At 68.1% G+C, this 16,994-nt stretch carries 14 protein-coding genes; 11 read left to right on the top strand and 3 right to left on the bottom strand.

What is annotated here, in order from left to right:
• The first annotated feature begins 23 nt into the window (after positions 1-23).
• From AC3A3Q_RS12495 to AC3A3Q_RS12540, 10 genes are all read left to right on the top strand, one after another.
• The gene (locus tag AC3A3Q_RS12495) at positions 24-1,733 is read left to right on the top strand and encodes a hypothetical protein (protein WP_487586556.1); all 1,710 of its coding nucleotides are present in this window, start codon (positions 24-26) and stop codon (positions 1,731-1,733) included.
• 19 nt (positions 1,734-1,752) lie between these two features.
• Positions 1,753-3,849, top strand: coding sequence for a CHAT domain-containing protein (locus tag AC3A3Q_RS12500; RefSeq protein WP_487586557.1), 2,097 nt, complete (start codon positions 1,753-1,755; stop codon positions 3,847-3,849).
• Between the two features lie 3 nt (positions 3,850-3,852).
• Positions 3,853-7,674 carry an nSTAND1 domain-containing NTPase gene (locus AC3A3Q_RS12505; protein WP_487586558.1) on the top strand — a complete coding sequence of 1,274 codons (3,822 nt, stop codon included), beginning with the start codon at positions 3,853-3,855 and terminating at the stop codon, positions 7,672-7,674.
• A gap of 16 nt (positions 7,675-7,690) precedes the next feature.
• Positions 7,691-9,109 (top strand): hypothetical protein, encoded by a 1,419-nt coding sequence (locus tag AC3A3Q_RS12510; protein ID WP_487586559.1) that lies wholly within the window; start codon positions 7,691-7,693, stop codon positions 9,107-9,109.
• 32 nt (positions 9,110-9,141) lie between these two features.
• On the top strand, positions 9,142-10,452 hold the full coding sequence (locus AC3A3Q_RS12515; protein ID WP_487586560.1) for a hypothetical protein: 1,311 nt from the start codon (positions 9,142-9,144) through the stop codon (positions 10,450-10,452).
• A gap of 142 nt (positions 10,453-10,594) precedes the next feature.
• Positions 10,595-11,188, top strand: coding sequence for an anthranilate synthase component II (locus AC3A3Q_RS12520; RefSeq protein ID WP_487586561.1), 594 nt, complete (start codon positions 10,595-10,597; stop codon positions 11,186-11,188).
• A 63-nt stretch (positions 11,189-11,251) separates the two neighbouring features.
• Entirely contained in the window at positions 11,252-12,307 is a 1,056-nt protein-coding gene (trpD, locus tag AC3A3Q_RS12525) for an anthranilate phosphoribosyltransferase (protein ID WP_487586562.1), read from the top strand.
• A gap of 1 nt (position 12,308) precedes the next feature.
• Positions 12,309-12,671 (top strand): antibiotic biosynthesis monooxygenase family protein, encoded by a 363-nt coding sequence (locus tag AC3A3Q_RS12530; protein WP_487586563.1) that lies wholly within the window; start codon positions 12,309-12,311, stop codon positions 12,669-12,671.
• A gap of 59 nt (positions 12,672-12,730) precedes the next feature.
• Positions 12,731-13,522 (top strand): indole-3-glycerol phosphate synthase TrpC, encoded by a 792-nt coding sequence (trpC, locus tag AC3A3Q_RS12535; protein ID WP_487586564.1) that lies wholly within the window; start codon positions 12,731-12,733, stop codon positions 13,520-13,522.
• Complete coding sequence (locus AC3A3Q_RS12540) at positions 13,519-14,238, top strand: haloacid dehalogenase-like hydrolase (protein WP_487586565.1); 720 nt, start codon at positions 13,519-13,521, stop codon at positions 14,236-14,238. Before trpC ends, AC3A3Q_RS12540 begins: the two co-directional genes overlap by 4 nt.
• Positions 14,239-14,254: 16 nt before the next feature.
• Here AC3A3Q_RS12540 and AC3A3Q_RS12545 read toward each other — a convergent pair whose 3' ends face one another.
• Genes AC3A3Q_RS12545 through crp form a run of 3 tightly spaced genes read right to left on the bottom strand, consistent with a single transcriptional unit; the run spans position 14,255 to position 15,828 of the window.
• Positions 14,255-14,626 (bottom strand): TFIIB-type zinc ribbon-containing protein, encoded by a 372-nt coding sequence (locus AC3A3Q_RS12545; protein WP_487586566.1) that lies wholly within the window; start codon positions 14,624-14,626, stop codon positions 14,255-14,257.
• A gap of 51 nt (positions 14,627-14,677) precedes the next feature.
• Positions 14,678-15,139, bottom strand: coding sequence for a GNAT family N-acetyltransferase (locus AC3A3Q_RS12550; protein ID WP_487586567.1), 462 nt, complete (start codon positions 15,137-15,139; stop codon positions 14,678-14,680).
• Positions 15,139-15,828, bottom strand: a complete 690-nt coding sequence (gene crp, locus AC3A3Q_RS12555; RefSeq protein ID WP_441816861.1) for a cAMP-activated global transcriptional regulator CRP — start codon at positions 15,826-15,828, stop codon at positions 15,139-15,141. The genes AC3A3Q_RS12550 and crp overlap by 1 nt, the downstream gene beginning before the upstream one ends.
• A 216-nt stretch (positions 15,829-16,044) precedes the next feature.
• Between crp and speD the strand changes: the two genes are divergently transcribed.
• A complete protein-coding gene (speD, locus tag AC3A3Q_RS12560; RefSeq protein WP_200606931.1) occupies positions 16,045-16,839 on the top strand; it encodes an adenosylmethionine decarboxylase in 795 nt (264 codons plus the stop codon).
• Positions 16,840-16,994 lie beyond the last annotated feature (155 nt).

Raw genomic sequence — 16,994 nt, forward strand, 5'->3', positions numbered from 1 at the left:
TCCCCCAGCAAAGGACTGCCGTCGTGCCCGATCGTGCAGACATTCGATGGTTCAAGACGCGCTTCGCGACGCGCATCGGGCGCGCGATCGCGGACACGCCTTTCAGCCTCGATTTCATGGTGGCGCTGGCCTGCCAGGAGACCGGCGAGATCTGGCCGCTGCTGCGTCGCCAGGGCCTGGGCGAAGCCGAAGTGCTGCGACTGTGTGTCGGCGACACCATCGACGGGCGTCCCGATGGTCGCGGCCGCCGCGCCTTTCCGCGCGACAAGGCGCAGCTGCTGTCGGTCGGAGGCGGCGCGGCGATGCTCGCCATAGCCCGGCAGGCGCTGGTCGAGATGGCCGTGCACGTTCCCGCCTATCGCGGCGCGGCGCGGCAACCGCAGAAGTTCTGCCGCGGCTTCGGCCTGTTCCAGCGCGACCTGCAATTCTTCCGCGTCGATGCGCCGTACTTCCTCGAGCAGCGCTATGCCAGGTTCGACCAGACGCTTGCACATGCGTTGGGCGAGCTGCATTCGAAGCAACAAAGGATCGGCTTCGGCGGTCGTGGCACGCTGAGCATCCTCGAACAGGTTGCCGTGGCGATCGCCTACAACACCGGCAACTTCGATCCGCGGCGCGGTCTGCGCCAGGGATTCCGTCCCGAAGGCGGAAAGTTCTATGGCGAAGCGGTGCTCGACTTCCTGCGACTGTCCGAGACGGTCGCCGTCGCCGGCGAGGAGCCATTGATCGAACCGCCGCGGCGCGGCGAGGCGATCGTGCCGCCGCCCAGTCCGGTCGAGGCGACGGGTCCGGCGATGCGCGTCGATACGCGGGTGTCGACGCTGTTCCTGCGCAGCCAGCCGCGCAAGTCCAGGCCGTTGCGCGCCAACGTGATCGGCGAGCTGCCTGATGGCCAGCGCGTGCGCGCCATCACCGGCCGGCCGACCAACGGCTTCATGGCGGTGGAGACCAGCTTGTCGGGCGCGCTGCTGCGCGGCTTCGCATCGACGCAGTTCCTGCGCCCCGACAGCGGCACCGACGGGGCACCGGTCGCGACCACCGAGGCGGTTGCTGCGCTGCCAAAAGCCGTCATGCCGCGCCGTCGTGGCCTGGTCACGCGACGCGCCGATCCCGCCGGTGCGCACTCGCTCAACGAAGACGGACAACCGGGGCGACATGGCACCGACGTCGATACGCTGCGGCTGGAACTGGCGGCCATCATCGACTGGCTCGGCGTCGACAAGGACGCGCACCGGCGCTACCGTCCGCGCGACGGCCTGACGTTCTGCAACATCTATTGCCACGACTACTGCCACCTGGCCGGCGTCTACCTGCCGCGCGTGTGGTGGTCGACGCCGGCCTTGCTGGCGCTGCAGCGCGGCGAGGACGTGGCTTCGCTGATCGGCGACACCCTGCGCGAAATGCGCGCCAACGACCTGTTCCGCTGGCTGCGCGATTTCGGGCCGATGTTCGGCTGGCGCCGCACCGGTACGCTGACCAAGCTGCAGCTTGCCGCCAACCAGGGCGCCGTGGCGCTGATCGTCGCGCGGCGCCGCGACGACGGCCGCTCCGGCCACATCGTCATGGTCGTGCCCGAACGAGACGACCACGTCGCAAAGCGCGATGCCGCCGGCGAGGTGACCTCGCCCCTGCAAAGCCAGGCCGGCGTGGTCAATTTCCGCTACGGCACCGCGCAACCGGGGTGGTGGAACCGCGAAACGTTCGCCGAGAACGCGTTCTGGATCCACCCCTGAGCGCGGACGATCAGACGCCATGGCCGCCCAGTACAGCGAACTCGAACTGCGCATCCAGTGGCTGGATCGAGGTGTCTACTTCGTCGGCGGCAAGTACATCGACACCGAACAGGACCGCGAGAACGACATCCTCGATCCGGTGCGCGTGGCAATCGACCTGCCGAAGCTGCGCGATCTCGCCCTGGATCCCGACGCCTACGGTGCCGCGCTGTCGCAGATGCTGTTCGGCAATCCCGGCGACCCGATCCACGAGGCGTTCCTGCGCGCGCGGGTGGCCTCGGCTGCGCGCGACGGCCTGCGCATCCGCCTGCACGTGCAGGCCAGCGCGCCGGAGCTGCATGCGCTGCACTGGGAACTGATCCACGAGCCCGGCACCGGCAAGCCGCTGCTGGCGAGTCCGACGATCTGGTTCTCGCGCTTCCTCAGCACCGGCGACCTGCGCCTGCATCCGTTGCAGGATCCCGACAGCGTGCAGGTGCTGGTGGTGGTCGCCAATCCCAGCGACCTGTCGACGAAGTGGAACCAGCCGGCGCTCGATGCCGACCATGAATTCGAAGCGGCCTCGCAAGCGATCCGCTCCCAGCTGGTGCCCGGTGTCCGCCGCATCGCCATCCGCCGGCTGGAGAAGCACGCCACCGTCTACAACCTCGTCAGCGACATGCGCGAGAGCTATTCCGATGTCGTCTACCTGGCCTGCCACGGCACGTTGACCGCCGACGGCGAACCGCGCCTGCTGCTGGAAGACGAAGACGGCCTGGGCGAGATGGTCAAGGGCGAGCAGCTGGTCGAGCGCATCGCCGCCGCGAACGAGCGGCCGCGGCTGGTGATCCTGGCCTCGTGCCAGAGCGCGGGCAGCAAGAACGGCGAGGGACTGGGCGCGCTGGCGCCGAGGCTGGCACAGGCCGGCGTGCCGAACGTGCTGGCGATGCGCGGCGATGTCACCCTGGCCTCGGTTGCCCGCTTCATGCCGCGGCTGTTCCGCGAGCTGGTCGATGACGGCCAGATCGACCGCGCCGTCGCCGCCGCGCGCGCCGATATCGGCGACCAGCGCGACTGGTGGATGCCGGCGCTTTACACGCATTCGCGCAGCGGCGCACTGTGGCCTGCGCGCAACGTCGACGCCGAATCCTTCGACCGTTGGGATGCGGTAGTGGGCGATCTCCAGGACGGCCGCTGCGTGCCGGTGCTCGGGCCGGGACTGGTCGAGAGCGTGTTCGGGTCGACCCGCGCCATGGCGCGCGAGTGGGCCGAGCGCTACGAGTTCCCGCTGGCGCCGCGCAATCGCGACGACCTGGCCCAGGTGGCGCAGTACCTGGCGTACCAGCAGAGCCGTGCCTACGTGCTGCGTCAGTTGCGTGGCTACCTCACGCGTTACCTGCGCCGCGAGTTTCCCGACCGCCTTCCGCCGGACCTCAAGCAGGGACCGGTGCGCGAGGGCCTGGTCGACGAACTGATCTCGCACATCGGTGCCGCCGAGCGCGTCGGCAATCCCAGCGAAGTGCACAAGCTGCTGGCGAAGCTGCCCGTGGCCATCTACGTCAACGCCAACCGCGACAACATGCTGCACGACGCGCTGGTCGAGGCCGGACGCAAGCCACACGTGCAGCTATGCACCTGGCGCAGCCTCGGCGACCGCACGCTGCCGCAGGGCCCGGTGCCGGAGCCGAAGTACAAGCCCAGTGCCGCCGAGCCGCTGATCTTCCACGTCTTCGGCAACTTCCAGTACCCCGAAAGCCTGGTGATGACCGAGGACGACTACTTCGACTTCCTTACCGCGGTGACGCGCAACGAGGCGCGCAACCTCAGTATTCCGCTGGAAGTCAGTCGCGCATTGGCCAGTTCCGGCCTGATGCTGCTCGGCTTCCAGATGGATGCCTGGGACTTCCGCGTGCTGTTCAGCAGCATCGTGCGCCAGCCCGGCATCGACCTGTCGCGCATGCGCACGCGCGTGGCGATCCAGATGAGCCCGGACGAGGCGCAGTCGGCCGATCCGTCCAAGACCTACCAGTACCTGCGTAACTACTTCCGCGAGAACGCGCGCATCAACCTGTTCTGGGGCTCGCCGGAGGAATTCATGGTCAAGCTGATCGAACGCTTCGAGGACGAGACCGACTAGGCCATGACGATCGACGCGCCCCTGCCACCAGGACCGGACGCCAACGTGCGCGGCGAGAATCCGTACGTCGGACCGGTGCCGCTGTCGGACGGGCAGAAGCTGTACGGACGCGAGCGCGAGACCGACGAACTGGTCGACCTGATCGTCAGCAAGCGCGTGGTCCTGCTGTTGTCGCCGTCGGGCGCGGGCAAGACCTCGCTGATCCAGGCCGCACTGGCGCCGGCGCTGCGCGAGCTCTACGAGCTGCAACCGTTGCCGATCATCCGTTTGGGCTACTTCTGCCCTGACTGGGGAACGGCCGCCGTCACCAACCGTTACCGCCTGGCGATGCTGCGCGCACTGGAGCGGCGCCTGCCGCAGGCCGAGCAGCTGACGGACCAGGCCTTGGCCGAGTATTCGCTGGCGCGTTATTTCCAGCAGCGCCTCGGGCCGACGCCACCGGGCGAGGTGTCGCGTTACTGGCTGCTGATCATCGATCAGTTCGAGGAACTGCTCACGGTCAATCCGCTCGACGAGGAGGACAAGCGCGCATTCCTCGACGAACTCGGCGCGCTGCTGGCCGGGCTGGATGCCGACGACGGCACGCAGGTGCCGATCTGGGCGCTGTTCGCGATGCGCGAGGACCGCGTCGCCGAGCTCGAGCCCTACCTGGACCTCATTCCGACTTCGCTGGCGTTCCGCTATCGAATGGACGCGCTGGCACTGGATGCCGCCCGCGAGGCGATCGCCGAACCCGCCGGCGACCGCATGTCGGCCGATGCCGCGCAGCAGCTGGTGCGGGACCTGTGCACGGTGGTGGTTCGCGATGCCGAGGGCGTCGAGACACCGCGCCAGGGACGTTTCGTCGAGCCGGTGCAGTTGCAGGTGGTCTGCCGCGATTTGTGGGAGCGCATCGTCGTCGGCGAGAAGCGCAGCATCCAGGCCGACGACGTCGCCACCTGCGAGGCCAGCGAGGTCGATCTCGCACTGCGCTCCTACTTCGACCGCGAAGTGGACGCGGCGGCCGCGGGCGCCGGCGTCTCCGAACGCAGGCTGCGCGAATGGATCAGCACGCAGCTGGTCACCGCCGGCGGCGTGCGCACCCAGGCGTTGCGCGATGCGACTGCGCTGGGCGATATCGACGCGGCCATTGGACGCCTGATCGACGCCCACCTGCTGCGCTCGGACGTGCGCAACGACCGCGAATGGGTGGAGCTATCGCACGATCGCCTGCTGGCGCCGATCCACGCGGCCAACGAAGCGTGGGAGCGCACGCACCTCACGCCGTTCCAGATGCGCGCCAAGCGCTGGCAGATGGCCGACGCGCACAACGACCGCAACTGGCTGATCACCGGTCGCGAGCTGGAGGAGGCGCGCGAGTTCGCCCGCCAGCATCCGGACTACCTCAACAGCAACGAAGAGCAGTTCCTGCAGGCATGCGAACAGGAACACAAACGCGCCACCCGTGAGCGGCGTCGCTACCTCGCCCTTGGCGGCACCGCCGTACTGGCGGTGGTGGCGCTGCTTGGCTACTGGTTCTTCGACCTGAAGAAGGAACAGCAGGAACTGGAGGCAAGCGAAAAGCGCTCGGAGATCTCGCGCGAAGTGCGCAGCACCGGCGACTACCCGCCGGTGCAGGCGCTGGACATGCTGGTCGGCCTGCGCGAGCGCGCCGATGCCTTGCCCGAAGGGCAGTCGTTGTCGCAGCGGATCGGTCGCGCCATGCGCGAACGCCTCGGCGGCATGCCGGCGGCGGTGGTTCGCGGGCTCAATCCACACGGACACGTGGTGTGGTCGCTGGTGTTCACCGGCGACGGCCGGCAACTGCTGGCGGGGTCCTGGGACGGTCGCATTTCGTTGCAGGAACCGCAGACGACGGGCCCGGCCTACATGACGCCCGACCAGGGCGCCGAGACGTACCAGGTGGTGATGTACGAGCCAACGAAACTGGTGGCATCCACCTACATCGACGGTCGCGTCGTGCTCTGGCGCCTGCAGGGTGGCGGATTGCAACGCATCGGCCTGCTCGATCCGACGCCAGGACGACAGCGAAGGCAGATGACCACGGTGGCCTTCAGTGCCGATGGGCGCATGCTGGCGGTTGCGGGCTGGGACAAGATGGTGGAGTTGTGGGATGTCTCCAATCCGGCCGCGCCGCGCGCGCTGACGGCGTTCGGCGAATCGGCCGCGCCGATCCAGAAGATCCTGTTCCTGCCACCACCGGCCGGTGGCGGCGACGAGCGCCTGGCGTCGACCGACCTGGAAGGCAACGTGCGCATCTGGACCATTGCGCCGGGACAGAGCGGACGACCGGCGCTGTGGCGCAGGTTCAGCATCCGCGACCACCTGGCCCGCGAAGTCGGCATCTTCAGTGCCGCTGCCGATCCGTCGGGGCGCTACTTCGTCGCCGGCGACTCGGAAGGATTCCTGCACGTCTGGGACCTGGCCGCGGCAAACGCAGCGACCAGCGGCACGCGCCTGACGGTCGCCTTCCACGGCCGTGGCCAGCTGGATGCGCAGGTTCGCGGCATCGCGTTCGCGCCGGGCTCGCTCGATTTCGTCAGCGTCGGCCTCGATGGCTATGTGATCCGCTGGCGCTTGCCGGCCAATGCCACCGGGCCAGACGACATCGACAGTCGCACCGTCGCCAAGCGCTACGGCGAAGTCGGCGAGCGTCTGTACAGCACCACCTACCAGCCCGGCAGCGATGACGTGATCGCCGTCGGTGGCACGCGTTCGATCTGGCTGGTCGACCTCAAGCGCGGCAACGGCTCGGTACTGGCGAAGCCGTTGCCGTTCACCGGAATAGAACCTGCGGCATGGCGGGCACTGTCGCTGGATCGCAACTCATCCGTGCTCGCAGCGGCTGGCCCGGACGACCGCATCCACTTCTGGAAGAAGTTCGGCAACGGCTTGCAGCAACAACCGCAATGGAGTCTGTCCACCGGCCGCCGTGCTGCTTTCGTGCTCGAACCCGGTGGCACGCACCTGATCAGCGCCGACTGCGACGGCAAGGTGCTGCGCTGGGCATTGCGCGAAGGCGCGGCTGCGCAACGCGCGGTGCTGTCGGGCGGCGATGGCGAAGGACACGGCGATGCCAAGTGCGTGCCGGCGACACCGGCTGTCAGCAACGACGGACAGTTCCTGGCTACCAGCGTCGGCGCCAAGCTGAGCCTGTGGCGTCGTGGCAGCGATGACAGCTGGCGGATGCAATCCACCCAGCTGCTCACGCGCCCGGTGGTGGATCCGTCGCTGGGCAAGAACGAGGATCCCATCGCCAGCCTCGCGTTCGGGCCCGGTTCCGACCGTCTCGCGGTCGGTTCGGAAGCCGGACTGATCCGGCTGTGGCTGAAGGCGCGCGACAACCCCACCTTCAGCACCGACCGGCGCTGGGTCGACGCCGGCAAGAACGTGCTGGCGCTGGCGTTCCGACCCGATGGCAACGTGGTGGTATCCGGCGGTGAAGACGGCTGGCTGGCGCAATGGAACGTGCCGGAGCTGACCCGCATCAAGAATCCCGTGCCGCACCACGAGCGCGCCGTCACCGCGCTGGCGTACTCCGCGCCGGCGCGCGGTGCCGACGCCGTGCTGGTGTCGGCCGACCGCGACGGCAACGTCGTGGAATGGTCGAAGGGATCAATCACCGGCTCCACGATCGACATCGCGCCGCGCTCGGGCAAGCCAGTCAATGCCATCGCCCTGGGCGCGGACGGAACGTTCCTGGTGACGGCCGGCGAGGAACTGCTGGCATGGGACTACTCGCCGGCGAACGTCGAAGCCACCGCGCGTGCATTGACGGGCCGCCCGGCCAGGGCCGTGGCCACCGCCAAGGCGCGCGGCAAGTGAGCCTGCGAGGACCTGCATGAACGCCGTGATCGATCGCGACGACGTACCCGTATTGAACGGCATCAATGGCGCCACCGGTTCCTACCTGTCGGCGTTGAGCCTGGACCAGATCGCGAGGATCGCGCGGGGCGAACCGGTGGAGGCGATCGTTAGCGGCGAGCTGCGCGTCCGCCACGAGGCGACCGATCTCACCTTCGGTGCACCGCTCGGCATCGATCCGCAGGATCTGGCGCAGGTGGGGTGGGGCGTGGTGTTCGCCCACGATGTCGCCGCGGACGTGGTGCTGGCGCTCAAGCCGCTGCTGGATCTGCGCCGCGCGCAAAGCGGCGACCTCTTCAAGACGTTCGCCGATGCCAGCGCCTACCGCCCCGGCGAGAAGGCACGCGCCTGGCTCGGACGCAATGGTGCCGAACTCGGCCAGGCGCAGGTCAAACGCGTGCCGTACTACCTGTTGATCGTCGGCGGCCCCGAATCGATTCCGTTCCGCTTCCAGTACGAGCTTGGCGTGAACTACGCGGTGGGTCGCATCGCCTTCGACAGCGCGCAGGAGTACGGGCATTACGCGCAAAACGTGATCGCCGCCGAGCAACGCCGTCCGGCCATGCGCCGCGCCTGCTTCTTCGCCGTGCGCAACGACGATGACCGCGCCACCCAGATGAGCTGCGACCTGCTGATGACGCCACTGGCGGCATCGCTGCAGGCCGGTCCGGCGACAACGCGCGCGTGGCAGGTGCAGACACTGATGGCGGCCGAGGCGACCAAGGCCGCGCTTGCCAGTCAGCTCAACGGCGACGATGCGCCGGCACTGCTGGTCACCGCCAGCCATGGCATGGGATTTCCCAAGGACGATCCGCTGCAGCTGCGGCACCAGGGCGCGCTGCTGTGCCAGGACTGGCCCGGGCCGCGCGCGCACCGCGGCGCGATTCCGGGCGAGCATTATTTCTCGGCGGACGATGTCGCCGACGGTGCATCGACGTCACCGGCGATCGCGTTCCATTTCGCCTGCTACGGCGCCGGCACGCCGCAACTCGACGACTACGCCCATGCCGACGGCGTGCGCGCCGAGATCGCTGCCGCGCCGTTCCTGGCGAGCCTGCCGCGTCGCCTGCTCGGGCGCGAACAGGGCGGCACGCTGGCCGTGGTCGGGCACGTCGAGCGCGCCTGGACCTACTCGTTCACCTGGCCCGGTCTTGGCGCGCAGACGCACACCTTCGAGAGCTGCCTGGGCGAGTTGATGAAGGGCGCGCGCGTCGGCGCGGCGATGGACGCGTTCTCGATGAAGCACGCCGACCTGGCCGTCAGCCTCAATGGCGAGCTGGAAGACCTCAAGTTCGGCGCCCGCCCCGACGACCGCAGCCTGGCCGGGCTGTGGACTGCCAACAACGACGCGCGCAGCTATGTCGTGATCGGCGACCCGGCCGTCCAGATCCCCTGATCCCAACTGATGCCCTGCACGGAGTTGCCGCCATGACCATCGAAACCGTCCCCGGGACCACCATTCCCTATTACCTGGTCACCTTCGACGCCAAGGGCCGCGAGCGCGACGACGACTCCGACGGACGCATGAGCGAGCGCGTGCTGCAGGCGCTGCGCGACGAACAACCCAGCGATGTCTTCGTCTTCATCCACGGCTGGAAGGGCGACATCCCGGCCGCGCGCAAGCAATACGGCGCGTGGATGGGCGCGATGATGGCGCTCGACGCCGACCTGCAACGGGCCAGGCAGCAGCGGCCGGGCTTCAAGCCGCTGCTGGTGGGGCTGCACTGGCCGAGCCTGCCGTTCGGCGAGGAGTCGTTCGAGCCGGGAACCTCGTTCGCTCCCGGCGCGGCCGATGGCCTGGAAGCGGAGATCGAGCGCTGCGCCGGGCAGATCGCCGACACACCGGCCGCGCGCGCGGCACTGCGCACGATCTTCGAAGCCGCGCAGATGCAGTTCGCCCCGGCGACGCTGCCCGACGACGTGCGCGAAGCCTACGCTGCGCTCGATCGCGAATCGGGCATGGGTGCCGAAGGTGTCGGCGGCGATCCCGGCGGCGACCGTGAACGGTTCGACGCCGAAGCCGCGTACGCCGATGCCCTCGACGATGCCGCCAGCTTCGGCGGTGGTGGCGTGCGCAACGCCTTGCTCTCGCCGCTGGTGCAACTGTCGTTCTGGAAGATGAAGGACCGCGCCCGGGAGTTCGGCGAGCGCGGAGGCTTCGCCTTCCTGACCGCGTTGATGCGCGCCAGCGAAGGGCGCGACGTCCGCGTGCATCTGATGGGGCACAGCTTTGGCTGCATCGCCGCTTCGGCCAGCGTCGCCGGTCCAGCAGGCAGCCGGCTACCGCGGCCGGTGCATTCGATGGTGCTGGTGCAGGGGGCGCTGTCGTTGTGGTCGTACTGCGATGCCATCCCGTCGGCACCCGGAAAGCCGGGTTATTTCCGCAAACTGGTCTCCGGGAACGCGGTGGCGGGACCGATCGTCACCACCCAGTCCAGCCGCGACATGGCCGTAGGCAGCCTGTATCCGGCCGCGGCCGGCGTCGCCCGGCAGGTGGCGTTCGCACCCGGTGAGCTGCCCAGGTACGGCGGCGTGGGCACGTTCGGCCTGCGCGGCGGTGGCCTCGATATCGCCGACCTCACCGTACAGGGCAAGGACGCCGCCTACGGCTTCCAGCCCCGGCGCATCTACAACGTCGAATGCAGCACGGTGATCCGCGAAGGCAGTCCGCCCTCGGGCGCGCACAGCGACATCGCCCGGCCCGAAGTCGCTCACCTGGTCTGGGCGGCCGCCCAGTAGGGCAAACAGGACGTCCATGGTCCGGCCAGCAGTCCGGGCCGGAATCCCCGCGCGCGCCGGATCCTGCCCGGTGCCAGCCTCGCGGCGCCGCTGCCGCTATCATTCAGGGCTGGGTGCTCGGAACCAAGGCGGAAAGCGCGTCATGCTGCTGATGATCGACAACTACGACAGCTTCACCTACAACCTCGTGCAGTACCTGCAGACGCTCGGGGCTGAAGTGAAGGTGGTCCGCAACGACGAGCTCAGCGTCGCCCAGATCGAGGCGCTGCAGCCGGAGCGGATCGTGGTGTCGCCGGGGCCGTGCACGCCCAACGAGGCCGGCGTGTCGGTGGACGTGATCCGCCAGCTCGGCCCGCGCATCCCCGTCTTCGGCGTCTGCCTGGGCCACCAGAGCCTCGGCCAGGCCTATGGCGGCGACGTCATCCGCGCCAAGCGCATCATGCACGGCAAGACCTCGCGCATCCGCCACGAGGGCAAGGGCGTGTTCGCCGGCCTTCCTGATGGTTACGAGGCCACCCGCTACCACTCGCTGGTGGTGTCGCGCGAGACGCTGCCCGAGTGCCTGGAGATCACCGCCTGGAGCGAGACCGCGGACGACGCCACCGGCGCGGTGGAGTTCGACGAGATCATGGGTCTGCGCCATCGCGAGTTCCCGGTCGAAGGCGTGCAGTTCCACCCCGAATCGATCCTGACCGAGCACGGCCACGCGCTGCTCAAGCATTTCCTGGACCGTTGACGGCCGGGCAACCGGTCTTTCGTCCACCACTTCCCGTCGCATCCGAGCACCTGGCAGCCCCCCATGCCCATCACCCCGCAAGAAGCCCTGCAGCGCACCATCGAGCATCGCGAGATCTTCCACGACGAGATGGTCGAGCTGATGCGCATGATCATGCGCGGCGAAGTGTCGCCGACCATGACCGCGGCGATCCTCACCGGCCTGCGGGTGAAGAAGGAGACGGTGGGCGAGATCGCCGGGGCCGCCACCGTGCTGCGCGAGTTCGCGCGGCCGGTCGAGGTCGCCGACCGCACCGGGCTGGTCGACATCGTCGGCACCGGCGGCGATGGCGCGCACACCTTCAACATCTCCACCGCCAGCATGTTCGTCGTCGCCGCGGCCGGGGCCAAGGTGGCCAAGCACGGCAACCGCAGCGTCTCGTCCAAGTCCGGCAGCGCCGACGTGCTCGAGGCGCTGGGCGCGGCGATCGAGCTGCAGCCCGAGCAGGTCGCCCGGTGCATCGACCGCTGCGGCATCGGCTTCATGTTCGCCCCGGTCCACCACCCGGCGATGAAGGTGGTGGCGCCGGTGCGCCGTGAAATGGCCGTACGCACGATCTTCAACATCCTCGGCCCGCTGACCAATCCGGCCGGCGCGCCGAGCATCCTGATGGGCGTGTTCCATCCCGACTTGGTCGGCATCCAGGTGCGCGTGCTGCAGGAACTCGGTGCCCGCCGCGCCCTGGTTGTGTGGGGCCGCGACGGCATGGACGAACTCTCGCTCGGCGCCGGCAGCCTGGTCGGCGAACTGCGCGACGGCGTGGTGCGCGAATACGAAGTGCATCCGGAGGACTTCGGCATTGCCATGGCCGCCAGCCGCAACCTGCGCGTGAATGACGCCAACGAGTCGCGCGCGCTGCTGTTGCAGGCGCTGCGCAATGAAAGCGGCCTGCCGCGCGAGATCGTCGCGCTCAACGCCGGCGCGGCGATCTACGCCGCCGGCGTCGCCGACAGCATTGCCGAGGGCATCGATCGCGCACGCGCGGCGCTGGCCTCCGGTGCGGCGCACGCCAAGCTGGAGGAATTCGTCGCCGCGACGCGCGAGCTGGCCGAACAGTCCCAGCCTGCAGTGGGGGCGTGAGATGGACGACGCCTTCGCCCGCCTGCCGCAACCGCCGTACTACGCGGTGATCTTCTCGTCCCGTCGCAATGGCGACGACGATGCCGGTTACGCGCAGGCGGCGCAGCGCATGGTCGAGCTGGCCGCGCAGCAGCCGGGCTACCTCGGCGTGGAGTCCACGCGTGGTGGCGATGGCTTCGGCATCACCGTGTCGTACTGGGAAAGCGAGGCCGCGATCGTTGCCTGGCGCCAGCAGGCCGAACATGCGGCGACCCGCGCCTACGGGCGCCAGCACTGGTACGAGCATTACGAACTGCGCGTGGCGAAAGTCGAGCGCGCCTACGGCAAGGCGATGGCGAAAGAACGGGTGGACAGCAGCGAGTAACAGTCCAGGTCGCGTCCATCCCGCTTTCCCTTTCCGCACATTTCACTGGTCCACAGCCCATGAGCGACATCCTCAACACCATCCTCGCCCGCAAGGCGGAGGAGATCCAGCAACGCAGCCGGGTGCGAACGCTCGCGGAGATGCGCGACCGCGCCCTGCAGCAGCCGCCGACGCGCGGCTTCGTCGAGGCGATCCGCAAGCGCCACCTTGCCGGCGAGTCGGCGGTGATCGCCGAGGTGAAGAAGGCCAGCCCGTCGAAGGGGCTGATCCGCAAGGACTTCCATCCTGCCGACATCGCCCGCAGTTACGAAGCAGGCGGCGCCGCATGCCTGTCGGTGCTGACCGACGTCGATTTCTTCCAGGGCAGCAACCTGTTCCTGGGCGAAGCACGCGGTGCCTGCTCGCTGCCGGTGCTGCGCAAGGACTTCACGATCGACCCGTACCAGGTCTACGAAGCCCGCGCGATCGGCGCCGACTGCATCCTGCTGATCGTCGCCGCCCTCGAGGACGGTCCGCTGGTGGAGATGGCCAACCTGGCGATGGAGCTGGGCATGGACGTGCTGGTCGAGGTGCACGACATCGACGAGCTCGAGCGCGCGCTGCAGACCGATTGCGAGCTGATCGGCGTGAACAATCGCAACCTGCGCACGTTCGAGGTCTCGCTCGACACCACGCTGGCGCTGCGCACCGCCGTGCCGCCCGACCGCACCCTGGTGACCGAAAGCGGCATCGCGACCCGCACTGACGTGGCGATGTTGCGCGAGGCCGGCGTGCAGACGTTCCTGATCGGCGAGTCGTTCATGCGCGAAACCGACCCGGGCGCCGCGCTCCACAGGCTGTTCGCGGCATGAGCACGGAGACGGATCCCGGGCGTCCGTACTCGCCGCTGGTCGTGTTCGACTTCGACCACACGCTGTACGACGGCGATTCCGGCAGCCACCTGGTGCTGTGGCTGATCCAGCGTCACTGGGCGCGGATCACCGCGGCGCTGATGCTGTCACCGCTGCTCCTGCCGATGATCGCGTGGCTGCCGACCCGGCGGCGGGCGATCTCGGTCTACCTGTGGATCGGCACCGTCGGCACGCACCGCCGGGGCGACATGGACCATCTGATCGACGAGTACGTGCGCATCCACATGCGGCAGATCCGCGCGCGGCTGCTGCCGGTGGCGCTCAAGGTGCTGCAGCGCCACCGCGATGCCGGCGACCGCGTGATCATCGCCACCGGCGCCTCGCCGGAACTGGCGCGCGCGATCCTCGATTTCGTCGCGCACGAGGACCTGCCGGTGATCGGCAGCATCAGCGGTCCGTTCCTGGGCGGCATGATCACGGTCGAACACTGCCATCACCGCAACAAGATGCGGATGATCTGGGACGCCGGTTACGACCAGATCGCGGTGGCCTATTCCGACAGCAGCGCCGACCTGCCGTTGCTGCAGGCGGCGCGCAAGCCGGTGGTGGTCAACCCCAAGCACAGCCGGGTGGCGATGTTCCGCCGCGTGCTGCCGCCGGGGACGCCGATCCTCAACTGGGGCTGCAAGCAGCGCGGCGGCGACCGGGTTTCGTGATCGCTCGCCAGACGGGCTAGACGCGCTCGGGCGCGTCCATGTCCTGGAAGAACTCCAGCAGCGTGCGCTCGGCGAAGTCGCGGAACTCGCCGGCGTCGTAGAAGCGTCCGAAGCAGAAGCTGCAGCTTTCGAACCAGATGTGCGGCTGCTGCGGGTCGACCATGCGCACCAGTTGGCTGTCGACGCAGTTCGGGCACTTGATGCGGTCGACGTGGTTGTACTGCGCGCCCACCGCGGCATCGCCGGTGTCCACGACCTCGGCCTGGGCCTTGAGCAGGCGCTCCTCGCCCATGAAGAACCACAGCCCGCTGCAATGGGTGCAGCGCTGCGAGCGCGAAGAAAGAAGGTCGATGGTTTCCATCGGCGAACTGCACTTCGGGCACTGCATCGGCGGTCCTTGCTGAAATAGTTGAAAAATGGAACTGGCGGAGGCGGGAGTTTAGTCGCCGAGCGCCTTGATGAAGCGCAGCGAGCCGTCAGCGTAGCCGCAATGGCGATAGAAGGCGTGGGCTTCGGCGCGGCGGGCGTTGCTGGTGACTTCGATGCGGCGCACGCCGAGGCGGCGGGAGATCAGTTCGACTTCGCGCAACAGGCGCCGGCCGATGCCCTGGCCCTGGCAGCCGGCCTGCACCACCAGTCCGGTGATGCGCGCCAGTTCGTCGCCGTGGACGACCGAGTAGAGGGTGTACAGCGACACCAGGCCGCAGGTTTCGCCGTCGATTTCGGCCAGCAGCAGGTGCTGGCGCGGGTCATGGCGGACGACCGCGATGCGTTCGGCGGCCTCGTCACGCTTGCACGGGTAGCCCAGCTCGCCCAGCAGCCTCGCGACGTCGCTGGCGTCGCCGAGTTCCGCGGCCCGCACCCGGATCGAGGTGTCGGCGGAACCGGCGACGCGTCCCACTAGCGGGTGCCGAAGAGGACGACAGTCTTGCCGCGGGCGTGGAGCTTCTCGTCAGCCTGCAGCTTCTTGAGCACGCGGCCCGCCATCTCGCGCGAGCAACCCACCAGGCGCGACAGCTCCTGGCGCGAGACGCGGATCTGGGTGCCCTGCGGATGGCTCATCGCCTCCGGTTCCTTGGCAAGGTCGTGCAGGGCACGGACGATGCGGTCGGTCACGTCGAGGAAGGCCAGGCGACCGGCCTTCCTGCTGGTGTCGAGCAGGCGCCGCGAGATCTGCGCGCCGATGGCGTAGAGCAGCTTCGGGGCGTCCAGCGACAGGCGCGTCAGGAACAGGTCGTAGAGGCGCTCGTGGCCGATTTCGGCCAGCTCGCAGGTGCTGCGCGTGCGCAGGATCACCTCGCGCTGGTCGCTGGCGATGAACAAGCCCAGCTCACCGACGAACTCGCCGGGGCCGAAGTAGCCCAGCACCAGTTCGCGACCGTCCTCTTCCTCGGTGATGATGCTGACCGAGCCTGAGACGATGTAATAGAGCGTGCTGGCCGGGTCACCGGGCCGGAACACGTCGGTGCGCGACGGGTAACGACGACGGTGGCAATGAGCAAGGAATCGCTCAATGGTCGCGCCGTCCGGCAGCAGTGGGCTGTTGGTTCGGCGCAGGGCAGGCGAGGGAACAACCGGATTGGCGGACATGGGCGTGAAGGTTTTGTGATGCGTCGAGCTTAGGCCGAACTAACGCTTTGGGCAAATATCCGCCGTAGAGCGTCACCCGGCGGAGGCCGAACCTGTGACGGCAGTGCCGGTTCAGGTTCGGCGGGGCTCGGTGGACCCGTCGGTACACGCGCGTTCCCCCGTAACGACAATTGCCTCATAATCTCGCCCCTCACCGCCGTACCGGGACCCCCCACCGTGGTCAAGCCGTTGCCTCGCCTGAGGTTGCAGGGTTTCAACAACCTCACCAAGGCTCTCTCGTTCAATATCTACGATGTCTGCTTCGCGGCATCCGAGGACGAGCGCCGTCGCTACATCGAGTACATCGACGAGGCCTACAACGCCGACCGGTTGACCCAGATCCTGACGGATGTGGCGGAGATCATTGGCGCCAACATCCTCAACATCGCGCGCCAGGATTACGATCCGCAGGGCGCGTCGGTGACCATCCTCATTTCCGAGGAGCCGGTGATCGACAAGAAGGATGCGGGCAAGGAGATCATTTCCGACGCCGTCGTCGCGCACATGGACAAGTCGCACATCACCGTGCACACCTATCCGGAGACGCATCCGGACAACGGCATCGCGACCTTCCGCGCCGACATCGACGTGGCCACCTGCGGCGTGATTTCGCCGCTGAAGGCGTTGAACTACCTGATCGAGAGCCTCGAGTCCGACATCGTCATCATGGACTACCGGGTGCGCGGCTTCACGCGCGACATCAAGGGCCGCAAGCACTACATCGACCACAAGATCAATTCGATCCAGGATTACCTGGCCAAGAACATCAAGTCGCGCTACGAGATGCTCGACGTGAATGTCTACCAGGAAAACATCTTCCACACGAAGATGCACCTGAAGGAGTTCGACCTCGACAACTATCTGTTCGAGGAGAAGGCCAAGAACCTGTCGTTCAAGGAGCGCATGAAGATCGAAGCGCGCCTCAAGCGCGAGATCGAAGAGCTCTACCACGGCCGCAACCTGGCCGACTGAGGTCAGCGGTTGCGCATGAAAAAGGCCGGCATTGCCGGCCTTTTACTTTTTCCGGGGCGCAGCTGCGTGCGTGCGGCCGGCTTGCGTCTGCGGAGCGGCGTCGTCCGCCGGGCCGGGGATTGCTCCGCCCCTTAGTCAGACATCCTGTCTGATGC

The sequence above is a fragment of the Lysobacter sp. Soil_C_59 genome (assembly GCF_057656415.1).

Excerpts from the sequence above, each read along its gene's own strand:
- crp (WP_441816861.1), bottom strand. The coding sequence starts at position 15,828 with ATGTCCGCCAATCCGGTTGTTCCCTCGCCTGCCCTGCGCCGAACCAAC.
- AC3A3Q_RS12520 (WP_487586561.1), top strand. The coding sequence starts at position 10,595 with ATGCTGCTGATGATCGACAACTACGACAGCTTCACCTACAACCTCGTG.
- AC3A3Q_RS12530 (WP_487586563.1), top strand. The coding sequence starts at position 12,309 with ATGGACGACGCCTTCGCCCGCCTGCCGCAACCGCCGTACTACGCGGTG.
- AC3A3Q_RS12500 (WP_487586557.1), top strand. The coding sequence starts at position 1,753 with ATGGCCGCCCAGTACAGCGAACTCGAACTGCGCATCCAGTGGCTGGAT.
- trpC (WP_487586564.1), top strand. The coding sequence starts at position 12,731 with ATGAGCGACATCCTCAACACCATCCTCGCCCGCAAGGCGGAGGAGATC.
- AC3A3Q_RS12505 (WP_487586558.1), top strand. The coding sequence starts at position 3,853 with ATGACGATCGACGCGCCCCTGCCACCAGGACCGGACGCCAACGTGCGC.
- AC3A3Q_RS12545 (WP_487586566.1), bottom strand. The coding sequence starts at position 14,626 with ATGCAGTGCCCGAAGTGCAGTTCGCCGATGGAAACCATCGACCTTCTT.
- AC3A3Q_RS12510 (WP_487586559.1), top strand. The coding sequence starts at position 7,691 with ATGAACGCCGTGATCGATCGCGACGACGTACCCGTATTGAACGGCATC.
- trpD (WP_487586562.1), top strand. The coding sequence starts at position 11,252 with ATGCCCATCACCCCGCAAGAAGCCCTGCAGCGCACCATCGAGCATCGC.
- AC3A3Q_RS12540 (WP_487586565.1), top strand. The coding sequence starts at position 13,519 with ATGAGCACGGAGACGGATCCCGGGCGTCCGTACTCGCCGCTGGTCGTG.
- AC3A3Q_RS12515 (WP_487586560.1), top strand. The coding sequence starts at position 9,142 with ATGACCATCGAAACCGTCCCCGGGACCACCATTCCCTATTACCTGGTC.